Source organism: Amycolatopsis sp. NPDC024027 (assembly GCF_040638975.1).
GTDB lineage: Bacteria > Actinomycetota > Actinomycetes > Mycobacteriales > Pseudonocardiaceae > Amycolatopsis.
In genome coordinates this window covers 1-15,717 of sequence record NZ_JBEZYY010000038.1, presented here as the reverse complement: position 1 = coordinate 15,717, position 15,717 = coordinate 1, and the positions used below count along the sequence as shown (strand labels likewise).

Annotated in this window: 11 protein-coding genes; 5 read left to right on the top strand and 6 right to left on the bottom strand. The window is 73.3% G+C overall.

Translation table 11 applies throughout. From position 1 onward, the window contains the following. Positions 1–351: 351 nt before the first annotated feature. From AB0F52_RS47760 to AB0F52_RS47750, 3 genes are all read right to left on the bottom strand, one after another. Entirely contained in the window at positions 352–1,992 is a 1,641-nt protein-coding gene (locus tag AB0F52_RS47760; protein WP_360186013.1) for a helix-turn-helix domain-containing protein, read from the bottom strand. Positions 1,993–2,044: 52 nt separating this feature from the next. Beyond that, a complete protein-coding gene (locus tag AB0F52_RS47755; RefSeq protein ID WP_360186010.1) occupies positions 2,045–4,039 on the bottom strand; it encodes a hypothetical protein in 1,995 nt (664 codons plus the stop codon). A 216-nt stretch (positions 4,040–4,255) separates the two neighbouring features. Continuing rightward, positions 4,256–7,831: a discoidin domain-containing protein gene (locus AB0F52_RS47750; RefSeq protein ID WP_360186007.1), complete on the bottom strand. Its 3,576-nt coding sequence runs from the start codon at positions 7,829–7,831 to the stop codon at positions 4,256–4,258. 238 nt (positions 7,832–8,069) lie between these two features. On the opposite strand from AB0F52_RS47750, the gene AB0F52_RS47745 reads away from it, so the two are divergent. Beyond that, complete coding sequence (locus tag AB0F52_RS47745; RefSeq protein ID WP_360186004.1) at positions 8,070–8,504, top strand: SRPBCC family protein; 435 nt, start codon at positions 8,070–8,072, stop codon at positions 8,502–8,504. A 172-nt stretch (positions 8,505–8,676) separates the two neighbouring features. On the opposite strand, the gene AB0F52_RS47740 is transcribed toward AB0F52_RS47745, so the two are convergent. Then, positions 8,677–9,549 carry a MerR family transcriptional regulator gene (locus tag AB0F52_RS47740; RefSeq protein WP_360186001.1) on the bottom strand — a complete coding sequence of 291 codons (873 nt, stop codon included), beginning with the start codon at positions 9,547–9,549 and terminating at the stop codon, positions 8,677–8,679. Between the two features lie 608 nt (positions 9,550–10,157). On the opposite strand from AB0F52_RS47740, the gene AB0F52_RS47735 reads away from it, so the two are divergent. The 3 genes from AB0F52_RS47735 (at position 10,158) to glgC (ending at position 14,071) form a co-directional block, all read left to right on the top strand. Further along, on the top strand, positions 10,158–11,543 hold the full coding sequence (locus AB0F52_RS47735; protein ID WP_360185999.1) for a hypothetical protein: 1,386 nt from the start codon (positions 10,158–10,160) through the stop codon (positions 11,541–11,543). 159 nt (positions 11,544–11,702) lie between these two features. After that, positions 11,703–12,857, top strand: a complete 1,155-nt coding sequence (glgA, locus tag AB0F52_RS47730; protein WP_360185996.1) for a glycogen synthase — start codon at positions 11,703–11,705, stop codon at positions 12,855–12,857. Next, positions 12,854–14,071 (top strand): glucose-1-phosphate adenylyltransferase, encoded by a 1,218-nt coding sequence (gene glgC, locus AB0F52_RS47725; protein WP_360185993.1) that lies wholly within the window; start codon positions 12,854–12,856, stop codon positions 14,069–14,071. Before glgA ends, glgC begins: the two co-directional genes overlap by 4 nt. Before the next feature lie 6 nt (positions 14,072–14,077). Here the strand turns inward: glgC and AB0F52_RS47720 are convergent, their stop codons facing one another. Both AB0F52_RS47720 and AB0F52_RS47715 read right to left on the bottom strand, forming a co-directional pair. Beyond that, the gene (locus AB0F52_RS47720; RefSeq protein ID WP_360185990.1) at positions 14,078–14,323 is read right to left on the bottom strand and encodes a hypothetical protein; all 246 of its coding nucleotides are present in this window, start codon (positions 14,321–14,323) and stop codon (positions 14,078–14,080) included. After that, positions 14,320–14,469 (bottom strand): hypothetical protein, encoded by a 150-nt coding sequence (locus AB0F52_RS47715; protein ID WP_360185988.1) that lies wholly within the window; start codon positions 14,467–14,469, stop codon positions 14,320–14,322. Before AB0F52_RS47715 ends, AB0F52_RS47720 begins: the two co-directional genes overlap by 4 nt. Positions 14,470–14,633: 164 nt before the next feature. Between AB0F52_RS47715 and AB0F52_RS47710 the strand changes: the two genes are divergently transcribed. Further along, complete coding sequence (locus AB0F52_RS47710; protein WP_360185985.1) at positions 14,634–15,671, top strand: NADPH:quinone reductase; 1,038 nt, start codon at positions 14,634–14,636, stop codon at positions 15,669–15,671. The last annotated feature ends 46 nt before the right edge of the window (positions 15,672–15,717 follow it).

The following is a 15,717-nucleotide window of genomic DNA, read 5'->3' as shown; positions in this document are numbered from 1 at the left end:
AACGCGTCACGGAGTCCGGTGCGAGCCGCGCGGCAGGCACCGGGGACGCGAAGACACCAGGATCACCTCGGACCGCGGACGGGAAGCGACAGCAATGCGGTGACGCACGGCCGGCTCCCTTCGTTCGACGCGGCGGACAGGCTCCGGCGAACAGTAGCAACGGCCCGCCCGACCGCCAACGCAATTTCCGTCGGACATCCCGCGTGTCCGGAAAGGCATCTCGCGTGATCGGGCGGGCATCACCCGTGATTCGCGGGGCATCTCGCGTGTCTGGAGGGGCATCTGGCTGATGCCCCTCCAGACACGCGTGTGTCCCTTCCGGACACGCGTGATGCCCCGTTCCGCGCGAAGTCAGGGGGCCGGTGGGGCCACCACGCGGAGCTGGAGCATGGCCGCGAACCTCGCTTCCGGGTCCGTCAGGTCGAAGCCGCCGACCTCGGCGAGGCGGCGCAGGCGGTAGCGGAAGGTGTTCGGGTGGACGTGGACCGCCGCGGACGCCGCGATGACGTCGCCGAACGCGTCCAGCCAGGCTCGCAGCGTCTCCACCAGGTGGGCCTGGTGCTGCGCGTCGTAGTCGAGCAGGCGGGCGACCGCGCCGGTCGGGCGGTCGCCGCGGGCCGCGACCAGGTCCTGCAGCTCCAGCAGCAGCGCCTCGACGTGCACGTCGGCCAGCAGGGCGACCCGGCGGCCGGCGCCGCTGCCCGACCGGAGCACGCGCAACGCCCGGTCCGCGCTGCCGCGGGCTTCCGGCAGCTCGGCCGCGCTGCGCGCCACCGGGCCGATGCCGACCACCGCGCGGACGCGGTCGCCGACCCGGTCCAGGAAGTCCTGGGCGATCCGCAGGGCGCGCTGCTCGGCGTCGGTGTCGCGGGTCACCGGCACCAGCCCGTAGGCCGTGTCGCCGACGAGCGCCGCGGCGCACCGCGGGTGCACCGCGCTCAGGTGCATCGCCAGCCCGTCGCTGAGGCGCTGGCGGCCGGCCGCGAGTTCGGCGTCGGCGGCCCCGGTTTCGAGGACCGCGAGGGCCAGCACGACGACCGGCTGGTCGGCCAGCCCCAGCCGGCTCAGCGCCTCGCGCGCGGCGGGGCCGCCTTCGAGGGCCGTGCTCAGCAGGTCCGCGCGCAGCCGCCGTTCGACGTCGGCGCCCGCCCGGACGCGCAGCAGGTGCAGGGCCACCAGGCGGGCGGCGTCACGCAGCGCCTGAGCGCGATCGGGCGTCAGCGGCTCGCTCACCGCGGCCCAGATCGAGCCGAGGATCTCGTCGCCCGCCCGTACCGCGACGGCGACGCGCGGGAGCATGAACCCGGCCGGGCTTCCCGCCGGCCGGTCGACGTAGACCGGCTGATCGCTGCGGTAGAGCTCGCGGAACACGCCGCGCTCGGCCAGCATGCGGGCGAACCGCTCAGGTACCTGCCGGCCCAGGATGGTCTCGACGCGCGAGGGGTCGGCTTCGTCCTGCCGTCCGGAAAACGCCAGCACACGGGACCGCCGGTCCTCGATGGTGACGGGCGCGTCGATCAGCGCGGCGATCGCGTTGGCCACGGCGAACAGGTCACCCGACGGCAGCCCGGCCAGGGTCTCCGGCTGCGCGTCGCCGACGTCACCCTCGGCCAGCAGCGACCGCAGCATCGCGGCGAGCTGGGTCCAGGAGGCGCCCCGGGCCAGGCTCAGCAGGGCGACGCCGGTCTCCTCGACGGCGGCGGTGATCGCCGGGGTCACCGTGACCGGGGCGCGCAGCACGAGCCCGACCGCGTCCTGGCGGGCCAGCGTCCGCAGCTGCCGCACGACCTCGTCCGGATCGGCGAGGCCGACCCCCAGCACCAGGGCGTTCTGCGGCAGCGCGGGCTCGTCGAGCGGATCGTGGATGGCGACGCCGCCGATGCTGCCCGGGCGGTCGCCGTCGCCGAGCACCAGGTCCAGGAGCGTGCCGCCCAGGTCGTCGAGGACGCGGGCGAGGCCGGCGTGCGGGCGCAGTTTCACGGAAACGAGCACCTCCCGAAGCTAGGCGCGACACGGCCAGCCTAGTTCGTCGCGGACGACGAAATCAGCTTCCGATCTGGTGCTTGCCGACGAATTCCTCCCACCAGGGGATGAGCCGGAAGGACGCGTCACCGAGCCCGCGGAAAAACCCGCGCGGCGAACCGGGCGCGAACTCGGGCTCGCGTTCGTACCGGCTGTACCGCCGGCTCTCCCAGACGTAGAGCGGGACCCCGGCGGGTACGTCCGGCTCCTCCGGCAACTGCTCGGTGACGAGGACGACACGGTCGTGCCCGGCGGCGGCGGGTGGCGCGGAGCGCAGGTCCGTGGCGTGCCAGCGGATCAGGGCGTGCAGCGGGGACTCCCCCTGCTCGAGCGGAAACCGCCCGCCGCCGAGGAGGACGACGTCGGCGTCGTCGCACCGCTGCGCCAAGGCGACGCCGAAGACGATCCGGGTGTCGCTGCGCGGCTCGATCACGACGAGGGTGCGCCCCGGCAACCGGGGGACGGCGCCGAGGCTGTGCCGCGCGCCGGCGGCGAGGGCGGCTTCCCACCGGCGGCTGTCGACCCCGCCCCAGGCGGCGGCGAACCGCAGCGGCCCCACCCCGGACGCGCGGACTTCGCCGGGGTCCCCGATCCGCGCGGCGACGGCCATCGCGGTCTCGAACCCGATCCCGGCGGCATCGAACCGGCGCAGGTGGGCGAGCAGGGCGGAGAGGGGCAGGTGCGGGATCAGCGGCTCCAGCCGGGCGAGGCCGCCAGGGCGGCCCAGCAGGTCGGCGATGGGCAGGGTCGCGAGGAGGGTTCCGGTGTGCGCCGGGGTGGTGGCTCGCCGCAGCTGGGCGAGCCACTGGCCGGGCAATGGGTGGCCGGCGCCGGAGTGGAGCCGGGCGAGCAGGTGCAGCGGGCCGGCCAGTGGTTGGTGAGCGGCCGACGGCTCTTGGGGCCGTACTGCCGCACTGCTGCGCGGTAGCGATCCGGCCTGCGCCGCCACTTCACCACCGGCTGCCGCCTCGGCCGCGGACTCTCCCGGCTGCACCGCCACCCGGCCCCGCCACAGCGATCCCGCCCGCACCTCACCCTCGGCTGCCGACTCCCCCGGCCCCACCACACTGCCCCACCCCAGAGGCCCAGCCTCGGCCGCCGACGCTTCCGGCCGCACCGCCACCTGGACCGGCGGCAGTGATCCAGCCTGCTCCCCTTCTTCGGCGGCCGGCTCCACCTGCCCGGCCGCCACACGGCCCCTCCGCAGCCATCCCGCCGCCACTTCACCTTCGGCCGCCGACTCTCCTGGCCCCGCCGCCATACTTCCCCGTCCCAGAGGCTCCGCTGCCGGAATCCGCTGCAGCGGCTCGGCCCGTACCTCGGCTCCGGCACCGACCCCGGCAGCCAGCGGAAGCCCCGAAGCATCCCGCCCAGCGGAGTCCCCCGCCCAGGATGCACCGTTCCCCGGACCAGCGATCCCGGCCCAGCTCCGCACCAGCGGCAACGTCTCCGGGACCGTCCGGACCCTCCCGTGCCGCCGCGCCAGTGCGTGCCGGAACAAGTCACCCTGTGCGCCATCGCGGGCCCGGGGGTGAACGCGCCTGATCACCTCGCCGAACCGCAGCGGGCGGGGCGTGCCGATGCCGCCCAGCCACGACAAATCGGCGCGGACGAAGCCCAGCTCGAAGTGGTGTCCGCCGTTGTCGTACGCCAGCAGGGCCGGCTCGTCGTACAGGCGCGTCACCGCATCCGCCACGCCACGCTTCACCGGCTTCGGCAGCGAAGGCCCGTACGCCGAAGCCCAGTACGCCAGCAGGTGCCCCGGGTCGTCGGCGCGGCACAGCACCGACGCGATCACCTGCCGCGAGATCCCGTGCTCACCCCGCTCCAGCCGCCCGGCCACGAACGCCGCCGCCCCGACCAGCGCCGGATAGCGCATCGGGGTCTCTGCGCGCAGCCACCGCAGGAAACCCCGCGCCCACGACGGATCCGCCGCCCGCAGCAGCGAGACGTACCGCTCCCTCCCCGGGCGCGGCCAAGCGAAAAACGCGTCCTGGTACGCCGCTCTGGCCAGCACCGTCCGGTACAGCTCTTCGATGACCGCCCCTCCCCCACGTCCGGCGCGCGAGCGAGGAGAACCGAGACCCGGATCGGCTCCGGGCTGGTCGTCGGCGGGCGGTGAGGGGACACGTGCACCCCTCCACTCGTCCCGGATCGCGACCCACAGCCACGCACCGGCACTCCCCGCTCGCGAGCCCCGCCAGCGTAGCGACGGGGTCCGACAAAACCGCCGCTAGCTCAGCTTCGCAGCCACGTTGTACGCCTCCACCAGCAGTTTCGCGTTCGGCACCCGCCGTCGCGGCTCGACGCGGATCGTGCGGCTCTCCCCCGGCAGCAGCCAGAAGTAGTTGTCGCCGTAGCGGGTCGGCAGCACGCGGTCGGTGCCGTTGCGTTCGCGCAGGGAGAGCCGGATCATCGCCGCGACCGTCCGCCCGTCGTTGCGGATCGTCGCGATGAAGGCGTCGCCGTCGGGCCGCAGCGACGTGGTCAGGCGCGCGCCCGGGAGCTGGTTGAGCGCGCGCATCGCCGCGTCCGTCCGGTACCGCCAGTACGTGTTCTCCGACAGCACCGTGCCGCGGCCGTCGGTCAGGGTCAGCCGGAGCAGGTGCAGGTCCGGCAGGCCGTCGGCGAGCGGGACGGTGAACGCGGCCGCCGCCGAAACCGGTGCCACGTCGAGCTTCTGCTCCTGGGCCTCGCCGAGCGCCGCGCCGTCGAGGCCGTGGAGCCGCGCGGTGGCGGTCACGCCGGTCAGCGCGGCCGGGGTGTGGTTGACCACGCGCACCTGCCACGTCGTGAGGTCGGCTTGGACGTGCCGGGCCTCGCAGCCCTTGCGTGCGCCGTAGTAGCTGCCGTTGACGTCGAGGTCGTAGTCGTAGGTCTGCCACACCGTGCTGTGCCACGCCGGGTGCGACATCCACAGCAGCACGCCGGTGGCGTCGGCCCACAGCTTCGCGTTCCACGCTTCGAAGATCGCGCGCATGCTCTCGTAGTTGACGAACTGCGCCTTGCGGCAGAACTCGGCCAGGCTCGTTGACGGCGCGAGCCGGGCGTCGATCGCCGCGAGGTAGCTCTGCGGCGACTGGTTGCCGCCCGTCGACCAGTCGTGCAGGAACCACGGCGCGCCGATCGGCCAGCCGGGGTCCCCGGCGCCGACCAGGTTGCGCATGCTCTCGACGACCGGCACCGTCGGCAGCCCGATCTCGCTCCAGAACCCGTACTTCCCGCCGGTCGCCTCGCCCGAGAAGTACCGCTTCGGATCCTGCCAGTAATAGGGCCCGTCGCCGGTGATCACGCCGCTCGCCGAGTTGCCCTGGTAGAGCAGGTCGGTGTGCGTGTGGACGAGGTCGCGCAGCGCGTTGTCGACGGCCGGCGGCGGAGTGCCCTCGTTGCAGCCGAACCAGACGGTCGCGCACGCGTGGTGGCGGTACCGCAGCACCGTGTCCTTCGCCTGGGCCAGGAAGACGTCGTGGTTGGCCGGGTCGGTCGACCAGCCGTCCCAGAACTCGTTCCACAGCAGGATGCCGTACTTGTCGCAGGCGTCGAACAGCTCCGGCCGGTACGACGAGCCGACCCAGTTGCGGATCAGCGTGAAGTTCATGTCGCGGTGCATCGCGACGACGGCGTCGGCCCGCTCGGCCGGCATCCGGCGCAGCAGCTCGTCCCAGCCCCAGCTGCCGCCGCGGGCGAAGATCTTGACGCCGTTGACGAGGAAGGTCAGCGGCTTCGGGCTGTTGTCGACCGTGGCCGCGTCGGTCCAGGTGCCGCCGTCCTGCGACACCTGGATCTTGAACGTCGCCGCGTAGGCGGTTTCCCAGGTCAGCACGACGCGGTCGAACGCGGTCGCGGCGCCGAGGTCGACCTGCAGCCACTGGTTGTCCTCGTAGGCCGACGTCCAGCGCGTGTTCGGGTCGCCGTCGAAGGCGCGCTCGGGCGGGTTGCCGTCGGCCACCGACTGGGCCGCCGACGGCTTGCCCTGCGCCAGGTCGGTGCCCGAGCCGTCCGGCACGGACATCGTCCAGAGCGAGAAACCCCAGCCGGTGGCGCGCTTGAGCCCCAGCATGCGGACGAACCGGGCGTTCTGCGGCCCGAGGTCGACGGTCTGGGTGGCCCGGCCGTCGGCGATGACGATCGGCAGGTCGTAGGCGTAGCCGAGTTCGCGCAGGCCGATCTTGACCGTCCGGCGGTCGCTCGTGGCGGCGCCGATCGCCGCGGTCAGCGTCAGGTCGTACCGATTCGGGTCGCCGTAGCCGTTGGGCCACCACAGCTTCGCGTTCTCGACCCGCTGCTTCGGGAACACGACGTCGGTGCTCTGCCCGGCCGGGACGGTGACCGTGGTCGCCAGGTTCACCGGGCCGAAGGCGGCGGTGACCTTGACGCGCTGGGCGGTCGCGGCGGCGTTGCGCACCGGGACGGTGAGCGTGACCTCGGCGGTCTTGCCGTCCGGCACCTTCGTGTCGACCCGGACGTCCCCGAGCACGGCGGCGCCGGTCGAGCGCAGGCGGACGTGGTCCCAGAGACCCGCCGCGCGGTCGCGCACCGCGGGCATCCAGTCCCAGCCGGAGACGGCGAGGTAGGTCGGCGAGTTGTCGAACATCGTGCCGCCGGCGTCAACCCAGGAGCTGCCGCCGGCGCCCTTGTCGCCGGGGCTGCCGGGCCGCGGCATCGGCGCGATCCGCACGGCCAGGACCTGCTCGCCGGTGCGGCGGAGGGCGGCGGTGACGTCGTGGACGCCTCGGCCGAACGGGTGTCTCTGCGTGGCGATTTCGGCCCCGTTGAGCCAAATCTGCGCTTCGTGGTTGACTCCGTCGAACTCGAGCCAGACGTGGCGGCCCGGAGAGGTGTCCAGGCCGCGTGGCAGCGCGAAGCGGCGGCGGTACCACCAGGCGTGGCGCGAAAGCGCTTCCGGGACGTGCAGGTTGTTCATCCCGGACACCGGGTCGGGCAGCTGTCCCTGCTCGACGAGGGAGGCCAGCACCGTGCCGGGCACGGTCGCCAGGAGCCAGCCGCGGGTGTCCACAGCGGAATCGGAGAGCAGCTTGCCGTCGCCGGTGGGTGCCCAGTCGTCCATGGTGAGCACCCAGCCGGATTCGAGCGGCACGGTGCCGTCGGCCGCCACGGCCAGTGCGGGCGGCTCGTCGTCCGGCCGCACCGGGAAGCTCGTCCAGCCGCGGACCGCGGGCCGGGCCTCGCGGCTGGTCCCGAAGACCTGGAAGCCGTTGAGGCCCAGCGGGTTCGTCGTCGAGCGGCGGCTCGCGGTGAAGCGGACCCAGCGCGCGGTGACGGCCAGGGGGATCGTGACGACACCGCCGGTGCCCGCGTCGGTGTGGTGCACGGTCCGCCACGCCTTGCCGTCGCCGGAGACGTCGAGGTCGAACGCCGTCGCGTAGCTGGACTGGATCTCGAAGCCGCTGGTGCGGGAGCGGGAGGCGGTGGCGTCGAAGGCCGGGTCGCCGGGCCGGGCTTCGAAGGTGAGGACCACCGATTCGATGGCGCACGGGGCCTGCAGGTCGACGACGATCCACTGGTCGTCGCCGCGGGCGGCACGCCAGCCGGAGCCGCGGACACCGGTCTGGGCGAGGCCGTCGACGGCGAACTCGGCGGGGGTGGCGGCGTAGTCGGTCGAGGAAACCCGGACCGGCCGGAACAGGGCGAGGTCGCTCCGGCGGCTCCCGGGCCCGGCCGGCGCGGCCGAGGCGACGCCGGGCAGGACGGCCGCCAGCCCGAATCCGGCCAGCAACCCGGTTCCCGCGGTCAGGACGTGCCGACGGGACAGGGCGGCCACCTCCGCGCGCTCGTTCTCCTCCGCCATGCGGACTCCGTTCTTCAAGCGGTTCTTCCCGCGGTTCTTCCAGCGGCGACCGGACCTGGCGGGGTGTGGCACCGAGGACTGACAACGTTGCCAGGAAGCTTCTGCCGCGATCGCCGACACCGTCAAGAAGACAAGGAGGACAAGAATCCGGACCGCTGACATCGATGTCGCCAGCCGGCCCCGCTGGATGGGACGCGGTAGAGTTGCAACGAACTTGCAGCGATCTTGGGAGGCCGGAGTGGTCCAGGTCGAACGCACGGTCGAGGTGGCGGCGCCGATCGGCGCGGTGGCGCAGTACCTGGCCGACTTCGCGCACACGGAGGACTGGGACCCGGGCACGATCTCGTGCACCCGGACCGACCCGGGGCCGATCGTGGTGGGTGCGCGGTGGCACAACGTGTCGGAGTTCCGCGGCCGGAAGACGGAGCTGGACTACCGCCTGACCCGCCGCGAACCCGGCAAGGTGACCTTCGTCGGCGAGAACAAGACCGCCACCTCGACCGACGACTTCACGCTCACGTCCGGCCCGGACGGCACGACGGTCCGGTACCGCGCGACGATCGTGTTCAACGGCTGGGCGAAGCTCGCGAGCCCGCTGCTGAAGCGCGAGTTCGAGCGGCTGGGCGACGAGGTGGTGCCGAAACTGCGCGGGGTACTGGGCGAGCTGGGCTGATCGCCCGCGGCGGCGTGCGGTCCGGCCGAGTCGGTTTTCGCCCACGAGCCGGGCCCGGCGGCGGTCCCCACGGGCCGTCGCGGCGGTGCGGTTCGCGGCCGCCGCCGCAGCGGTGCGGTCCGCGTCGCACCGCCCGAAGCCAGGATCGACCTTGTCCCCCGCGCTGTGGGCCTCAGGCCTGTGAGTGCTCCAGCGCCAGTTCCACCGCCGAGGGCAGATCATTCACCCACCGGAACCCGCGATCGCCCAGGTGCGCCCAGCCCGGGCCCGCCGTGCCCACTTCGCGGCCCGACGTGCGGATCCGGTCCGCCAGGAGGTCGTCGGCCGTGGTCGGGGCCATCGACCACAGCAGCACCAGCACCGGGTCCAACCGGGCCGCCAGGTCCGCCACCGTTTCCGCCGGGACCAGCTGGCCCAGGTAGGCCACCGGGACCGCCGCTTCGGCCAGGGCGGCCCGCAGCGCCTCGATCGGCAGCGAGTGGCGCTCCGCCGGGCAGCAGGCCAGCAGCACCGGGCGGCCCGGCACCGCCGCCGGGAACCGGCGGCTGAAGCGCTCGAACGCCAGGGAGATCTCCGACGTCAGCGCCCACTCCGCCGCGAAACACACATCGCCGCGCTGCCAGCGGTCGCCCAGGCCGCGCAGGACCGGGGCCAGCACCTCGGTCCAGGCCGCGGCCGGGCCGAGGGTGCTCAGCGTTTCGTCCAGCAGGCCCGCCACGGAGGCGTACCGGAGCTCCTCCGCCGCGTCCGTGAGCTCGCGCGCGCGGCGGGACGCCGGCACCTCGAGCCCGGCGGGCGCGCGGCCGAACGCCGCCTCCGCCGCCTCCCGCACCGGCATTCCCCGCCCGACCAGCCGCTGCATGTGCTGCAGGCGGCGGACGTCGGCGTCGGAATAGCGGCGGTGGCGGCCGGCGCCGGCGGGCGGGCCGATCCCGTAGCGCGCGCTCCAGCTGCGCAACGTCACCGGCGAGACCCCGAGCAGCTCGGCCACCTTGCCGGGCGCCCAGGCCCCGGCGGCGGGGAGCGCGTCGTTGTCGGGTTCCACCGTGTCCCTTCGCCTCACTGATCGCGAACGGACGGAGTTTAGCGATGTTCCCGGCGGCCGAACGGCGAAGACACGCAGGCCGCGGCGGGGACGCGGCGGCGGGGCGATGGCCGGCCGCGTCCCCTCCGGCGCCGCCCGGCGCCGGCGATCCGGCCCGCGTCAGCCGGATCGCGCCGGCCGCGCGGTGTGGCAACCGCCGCGGCCGGTGACGTAACGGGGAACCCGTCCCCGAACCACGCTATACCGCGACGCAACGCTTGTGCATCGTCTTCCCTCGGATGCCGCAGTGGCGCCCGCGAGGGACCACGCGCCGCGGCGGGTCTCCGATCCGGGGACCGGCCCGCTGGGTGCCGCCGCGGAACGCGCCCGACACCATCGCCGCCGCGCGGACCGCGGCCGTTGCGGATCCCGGTCCGGACCGGCTGCCGCCACCGACCACCAAACCCGACACGCGCAGCGGCCGGCGCCGCGCCCAGGGCTTGATCACCCCGTCGGCCCTGGTCCGGCGTCTCCGCGTTCGCTAGCTTGACGATGATCGCAGACTTCTGCGCCATCGCCGGGCGGCGCCGCGGGGAGCCGCCGGCCCGGCCGTTCCAGGGGGATCCACCGTGTCCAGAACACCCCTGCGCGGGGTGAGACGGCTCTTCGCCGTCCTCGCCGCCGTGCTCACCACCGGCGCCCTCACCGTGCCGGCCGCCCACGCCGACGGCCCGTCGCTGATCATCACCGCCTCGATCGGCGCCGGACCGCAGCTGGTCGGGAAGGCCTTCCCGATCACGCTGACGCTCACCAACACGACCGACCAGCCGCTGACGAAGGTCACGGTCTGGGACGAGCACCTTTCCGGCTCGTGGCTGTCGATCCAGGACTGGGCGGACCTCGGCGGCAGCCCGCAGGCCGGCGTGACGCTCGACCCGGGCGCCACCCGGTCGTTCACGATCACCGCCATCGTCTGGAGCTGGAACGGCGCGCCGCACGAGCGGTTCCGCGCCGACTGGACCCCCGGCGGCGATCTGGTCGTCCCGATGGTCGACCCGGCGACGACCCACGGTCCGGCGTCCGGTGTCGTCTACGGCGACCGGAACGAAAACGGCACCTTCGACGCGGGCGAGGGCCTGCCCGGTGCCGTCGCCTACCTGTACGGCACGAGCTGGGGCAACCCGATCGAGGCGACCACCGACGCCGACGGGCGGTTCACCTTCACCGACCTGCCGGCCCAGCGCTACGGGATCTCCACCCGTCCCCTGCCGGACGGCTGGGTGCACGACGGCCCCCAGGAGTACGTCGACGTCGACGGCAGCGACCCCGGGCCCGCGGTGCAGGTGCGCGCGCTCCGGCCGTTCTCCGAGAAGGTGCGCGCGACCGGCTCGTTCGACCGCGGCACTTACCAGGTGGGCGACACCGTCCAGGTCACGTTCACGCTGACCAACGTCAGTGGCGGCGACGTGCACGGGATCACCGGGGGTTGTGACCGCTTCGGGTCCGAAACCCACCTGCTGGGGTGGACCGGCTGGGCCGACATCATGACGCCGGGCGCGTTCGACCTGGCCGCGGGCCAGACGCGGACGTTCACCGAAACCGGGACCGTCCCCACGGCCGCGCCCACCTACGGCTCGTTCTACCTGGCCTGCGACTTCGGGCCGGCCCCCGGCCCGGCCGACGGGCAGCCGAGCGTCGATCTCTTCGCCCGCGTCCCTGCCCCGGCCGGTACCACCGCGGGCGTGCTTTACCACGACGACAACGGCAACTACACCGTCGACGCGGGCGAGCCGATCACCGCGACGGCGGTCGAGCTGGTCGACCGGGTCGACGGCTCGGTCACCGCGACCGCGGTGTCGGACGCGGAGGGCCACGTGGCGTTCGGCAGTGTCCCGGCCGGCCCGTACACCGTGCGCGTCGACGGCTGGCACCCGGTCGACGGGGACAGCGGGGCCGTTTTCGTCGGCAGCTGCTGGAACTGCGGGGAGGAGTGGGCTCTCCGGTACCAGCGCTGATCCCGCCGGAGCGGACCGGCCGGACCGCCGGTCCGGTCCGCTCCGGAAGGTGCCGGTCCCTCCGGGCACCGCGATCACCCGGGCAGTGACGGAAAACTCGCGGAATTCCCCGGTCCGCCAGACTGCGCCACGGGCCGGTGAGGCCCTAGGGTTCGCATCATGAAGGTCGGTCTGCTCACCCGCGAATACCCGCCGGAGGTCTACGGCGGCGCCGGGGTCCACGTGGAGTTCCTCGCCCGGGAGTTGCGACCGCTGGTCGACCTCGACGTGCACTGCTGGGGCGCGGACCGGCCCGACGCCACCGGGCACACCGACCCGCACGGCTACCGGCAGCCCGCGTTCACGACCATGGATATCGCCGTCTCGATGGCGAACGCGCTCGAAGGTCACGACCTCGCGCACAGCCACACCTGGTACGCGAATCTGGCCGGGCACCTGGCGAAGATGACGCACGGCATCCCGCACGTCGTCACCGCGCACTCGCTCGAACCACTGCGGCCGTGGAAGGCCGAACAGCTCGGCGGCGGCTACCGCGTCTCGTCGTGGATCGAGCGCGAGGCCTACGAGGCCGCGGACGCGATCGTCGCGGTCAGCGGTGGCATGCGCCGGGACGTCCTCGCCGCCTACCCCGCGGTGCCGCCCGAGCGCGTGCACGTGATCCACAACGGCATCGACACCACGCTCTACCGGCCCGACCCGGGCACCGGGGCGCTGGCCAAGCACGGGATCGACCCGGATCGGCCGTACGTCCTGTTCGTCGGCCGGATCACCCGGCAGAAGGGCGTCCCGCACCTGGTCCGCGCCGCCGCGAAGCTCGACCCGGGCATCCAGCTGGTGCTGTGCGCGGGCGGTGCCGACACCCCCGAACTGGACGCCGAGTTCCGCGGGCTGGTCGCCGAGCTGGAAAAGACCCGCACCGGCGTCCGGTGGATCCCGGAGATGCTGCCGCGCGACGAGGTCGTGCAGCTGCTCACCCACGCCGCGGTGTTCGCCTGCCCGTCGGTCTACGAGCCGCTCGGCATCGTGAACCTCGAGGCGATGGCGTGCGGCACCCCGGTGGTGGCCAGCGACGTCGGCGGCATCCCGGAGGTCGTCGACGACGGGCGCACCGGGCTGCTGGTGCACTACGACGAACAGGACGCGCGAGCGTTCGAGGCGGGCCTGGCCGCCGCGCTGAACGAAGTGGTCGGCTCCCCGGACCGGGCCGCCGCGATGGGCACCGCCGGCCGCGAGCGCGCGGTCGGCGAGTTCGGCTGGAAGGCGATCGCCGAGCGGACGGTCGCCCTCTACGAAGCGTGCGGGAGGTCGTCGTGACAACTGGAGCCGACGTGCTGGGCATCGTCCTCGCGGGTGGCGAGGGCAAACGCCTGATGCCGCTTACGGCCGACCGCGCGAAACCCGCCGTGCCGTTCGGCGGTGTGCACCGGCTGGTCGACTTCGTGCTGTCGAACCTGGTGCACGGCGGGTTCCGGCGGCTGTGCGTGCTGACGCAGTACAAGTCGCACTCGCTGGACCGGCACATCTCGACGACGTGGCGCCTCTCGGCGCTGACCGGCGAGTACGTCACGCCGGTGCCGGCGCAGCAGCGGCTGGGCCCGCGCTGGTACCAGGGCAGCGCCGACGCCATCCACCAGAGCCTCAACCTGGTCTACGACGAGGACCCCGACTACATCGCGGTGTTCGGCGCGGACAACATCTACCGGATGGATCCCCGGCAGATGCTGGACGCCCACATCGCGTCCGGGGCGGGCGTCACGGTGGCCGGGATCCGCGTCCCGCGGGCGGAAGCGAGTTCGTTCGGCGTCATCCGGACCACCGACGGGCTGATGATCGACGCGTTCATGGAGAAGCCGGCCGACCCGCCGGGGCTGCCGGACTCCCCCGAGGAGTCGTTCGTGTCGATGGGCAACTACCTCTTCACGACGAAGGTGATGCTGGAGGCGCTGCACGCCGACGCCGAAAACTCCGCTTCGCACCACGACATGGGCCGCGACATCATCCCGGCGCTGGTCAAATCGGGTGAAGCCGCCGTCTACGACTTCAACACCAATGTCGTGCCCGGTGAAACCGAACGCGACCACGGTTACTGGCGCGATGTCGGGACCATCGACAGCTACTACGACGCGCACACCGACCTGATTTCGACGCACCCGATCTTCAACCTCTACAACCGGAAGTGGCCGATCCTCGCCCACCCCGGCCAGCGCGCGGCGGCGAAGTTCGTCGAGGGCGGCTCGGCGAACCAGTCGATCGTCAGCAACGGCTGCATCATCTCCGGGGCCCAGGTCGTCGACTCGGTGCTCTCCCCCGACGTCCTCGTCGAGCAGGGCGCGGTGGTGCAGGGATCGGTCCTGCTCGACGGCGCCCGCGTCGGCCGCGGCGCGGTGGTGCGGCGGGCGATCCTGGACAAGAACGTCGTGGTCCCGCCCGGCGCGCACATCGGTGTCGACCTGGCCCGCGACCGCGGGCACTACCACGTCAGCGAGGGCGGCATCGTCGTGCTGGGCAAGGGGGAACGCGCGATCTGAGCCGCCTCAGGTGCGGGTGGCCGCCGAGATCCGCTCGACGACCTGCCGGGGGTCGATCCCCCAGCGCTCGGCCAGCTCCGAAATGGACGCTCCCGCCGCGTACTCGGCAGCGATCAGGCTGTTGACGACGCCGGCCAACGGCTCACTCCTCGGCCACGGGTGTTCGGGCACCCGAGATGCTACATGTTCGTCGCGGACGTCGAACAACGTGCTGTACGTCGGCGGTCCGCCCGCCGGCCGCTGCCGGGTCACCGCCCGGATTCGTCCGGTTCCCGCGCCGGATTCGGCACTTTCGCCTGCGCGCGCGTCGCGCTGAACACGGCGTCGAAGATCGGCGTCGGCTCACCGTCGTCGCGCTTCGGCCGCTCATCCCCCGGAGTGCTCTTTTCCTCTCCCACGCGCCCAGTTTCTGCGACGGCTCCCGATTTCGCTGACACGAGCACCGAAAATCGCCCGCCCGGGGGATCTCGTTTTCGCGCTTTCCCGGCACCGAAAAACGATTTCCCGGCGCATTTCCGCGGGTCCCGGGAATATCCCGGCCCGGCCGCGGATTGCACCCGGCATGAAGGCAATCGTTTACCGCCGCCACGGCGGACCCGAGGTGCTGGAGCTGTCGGAGCGGGCCGTCGCGGACCCTGGACCGGGCGAAGTCCGCGTCCGGATCGTGGTGTCCGCGGTCAACCCCACGGACTGGAAAGCGCGCGGCGGCCTGCGTGCCGAACCCGGGGCGGAGGTCCCGGAAACCGTGCCCGACCAGGACGGCGCGGGCGTGGTCGACGCGGTCGGCCCGGACGTCACCGGCTTCGCACCCGGCGACCGCGTGTGGCTGATCCTCGCCGGCGCGTACGGGCCCGCGTCCGGCACGGCGCAGGAGTACACGGTGCTGCCGGCTTCGAAGCTGGTCCGGTTGCCCGACGGCGCCGGGTTCGACGACGGCGCCGGCCTCGGCGTCCCGGCACTGACCGCGCACCGGGCGCTCACGGTCGCCGAGGACGGCCCGTCCCGGCTCTCCCCCGGCGCGCTGGCCGGCCGCACGGTGCTCGTCAGCGGCGGAGCGGGCGCGGTCGGCAACGCGGCGATCCAGCTCGGCCGCTGGGCCGGGGCGACGGTGATCGCGACGGTCAGCAGCGCGGAAAAGGCCGCCCTCGCCCGGGCGGCCGGCGCTCAGCACGTGCTGCGTTACCCCGACCCGGAGCTCGGCGCCCGCATCCGCGAGGTCGCCCCCGACGGTGTCGACCTGGTGGTCGAGGTCGCGATGGGGGTCAACGCGAAGCTGCACACGGAGGTCCTGCGCCCCCGCGGCACCGTCGCCACGTACGGCGACGACCGGGGCACCGGGACGGTGAGCCTGGAGTTCGGGCCGAACCTGATGCTCAACGCGCGGTACCAGTTCCTGGTGCTGTACACGGTGGGCGAGGACAAGCTCCGCGCGGGCGCCGAGGACATCACGGCGGCGCTGGCGGACGGCGCGTTGGGGGTCGGCGAGGAACGCGGGGTGCCCATCCACCGGTTCCCGCTGGCGGAAACGGCGAAGGCGCACGCGGCGTCGGAGGACGGGATCACGGGGAAGGTGCTGATCGACGTCAGCCCGGCGGGCTGAATCCGGACTCGCGGCGACCGGCTTTTCCTGTCACGTGACAGGAAAA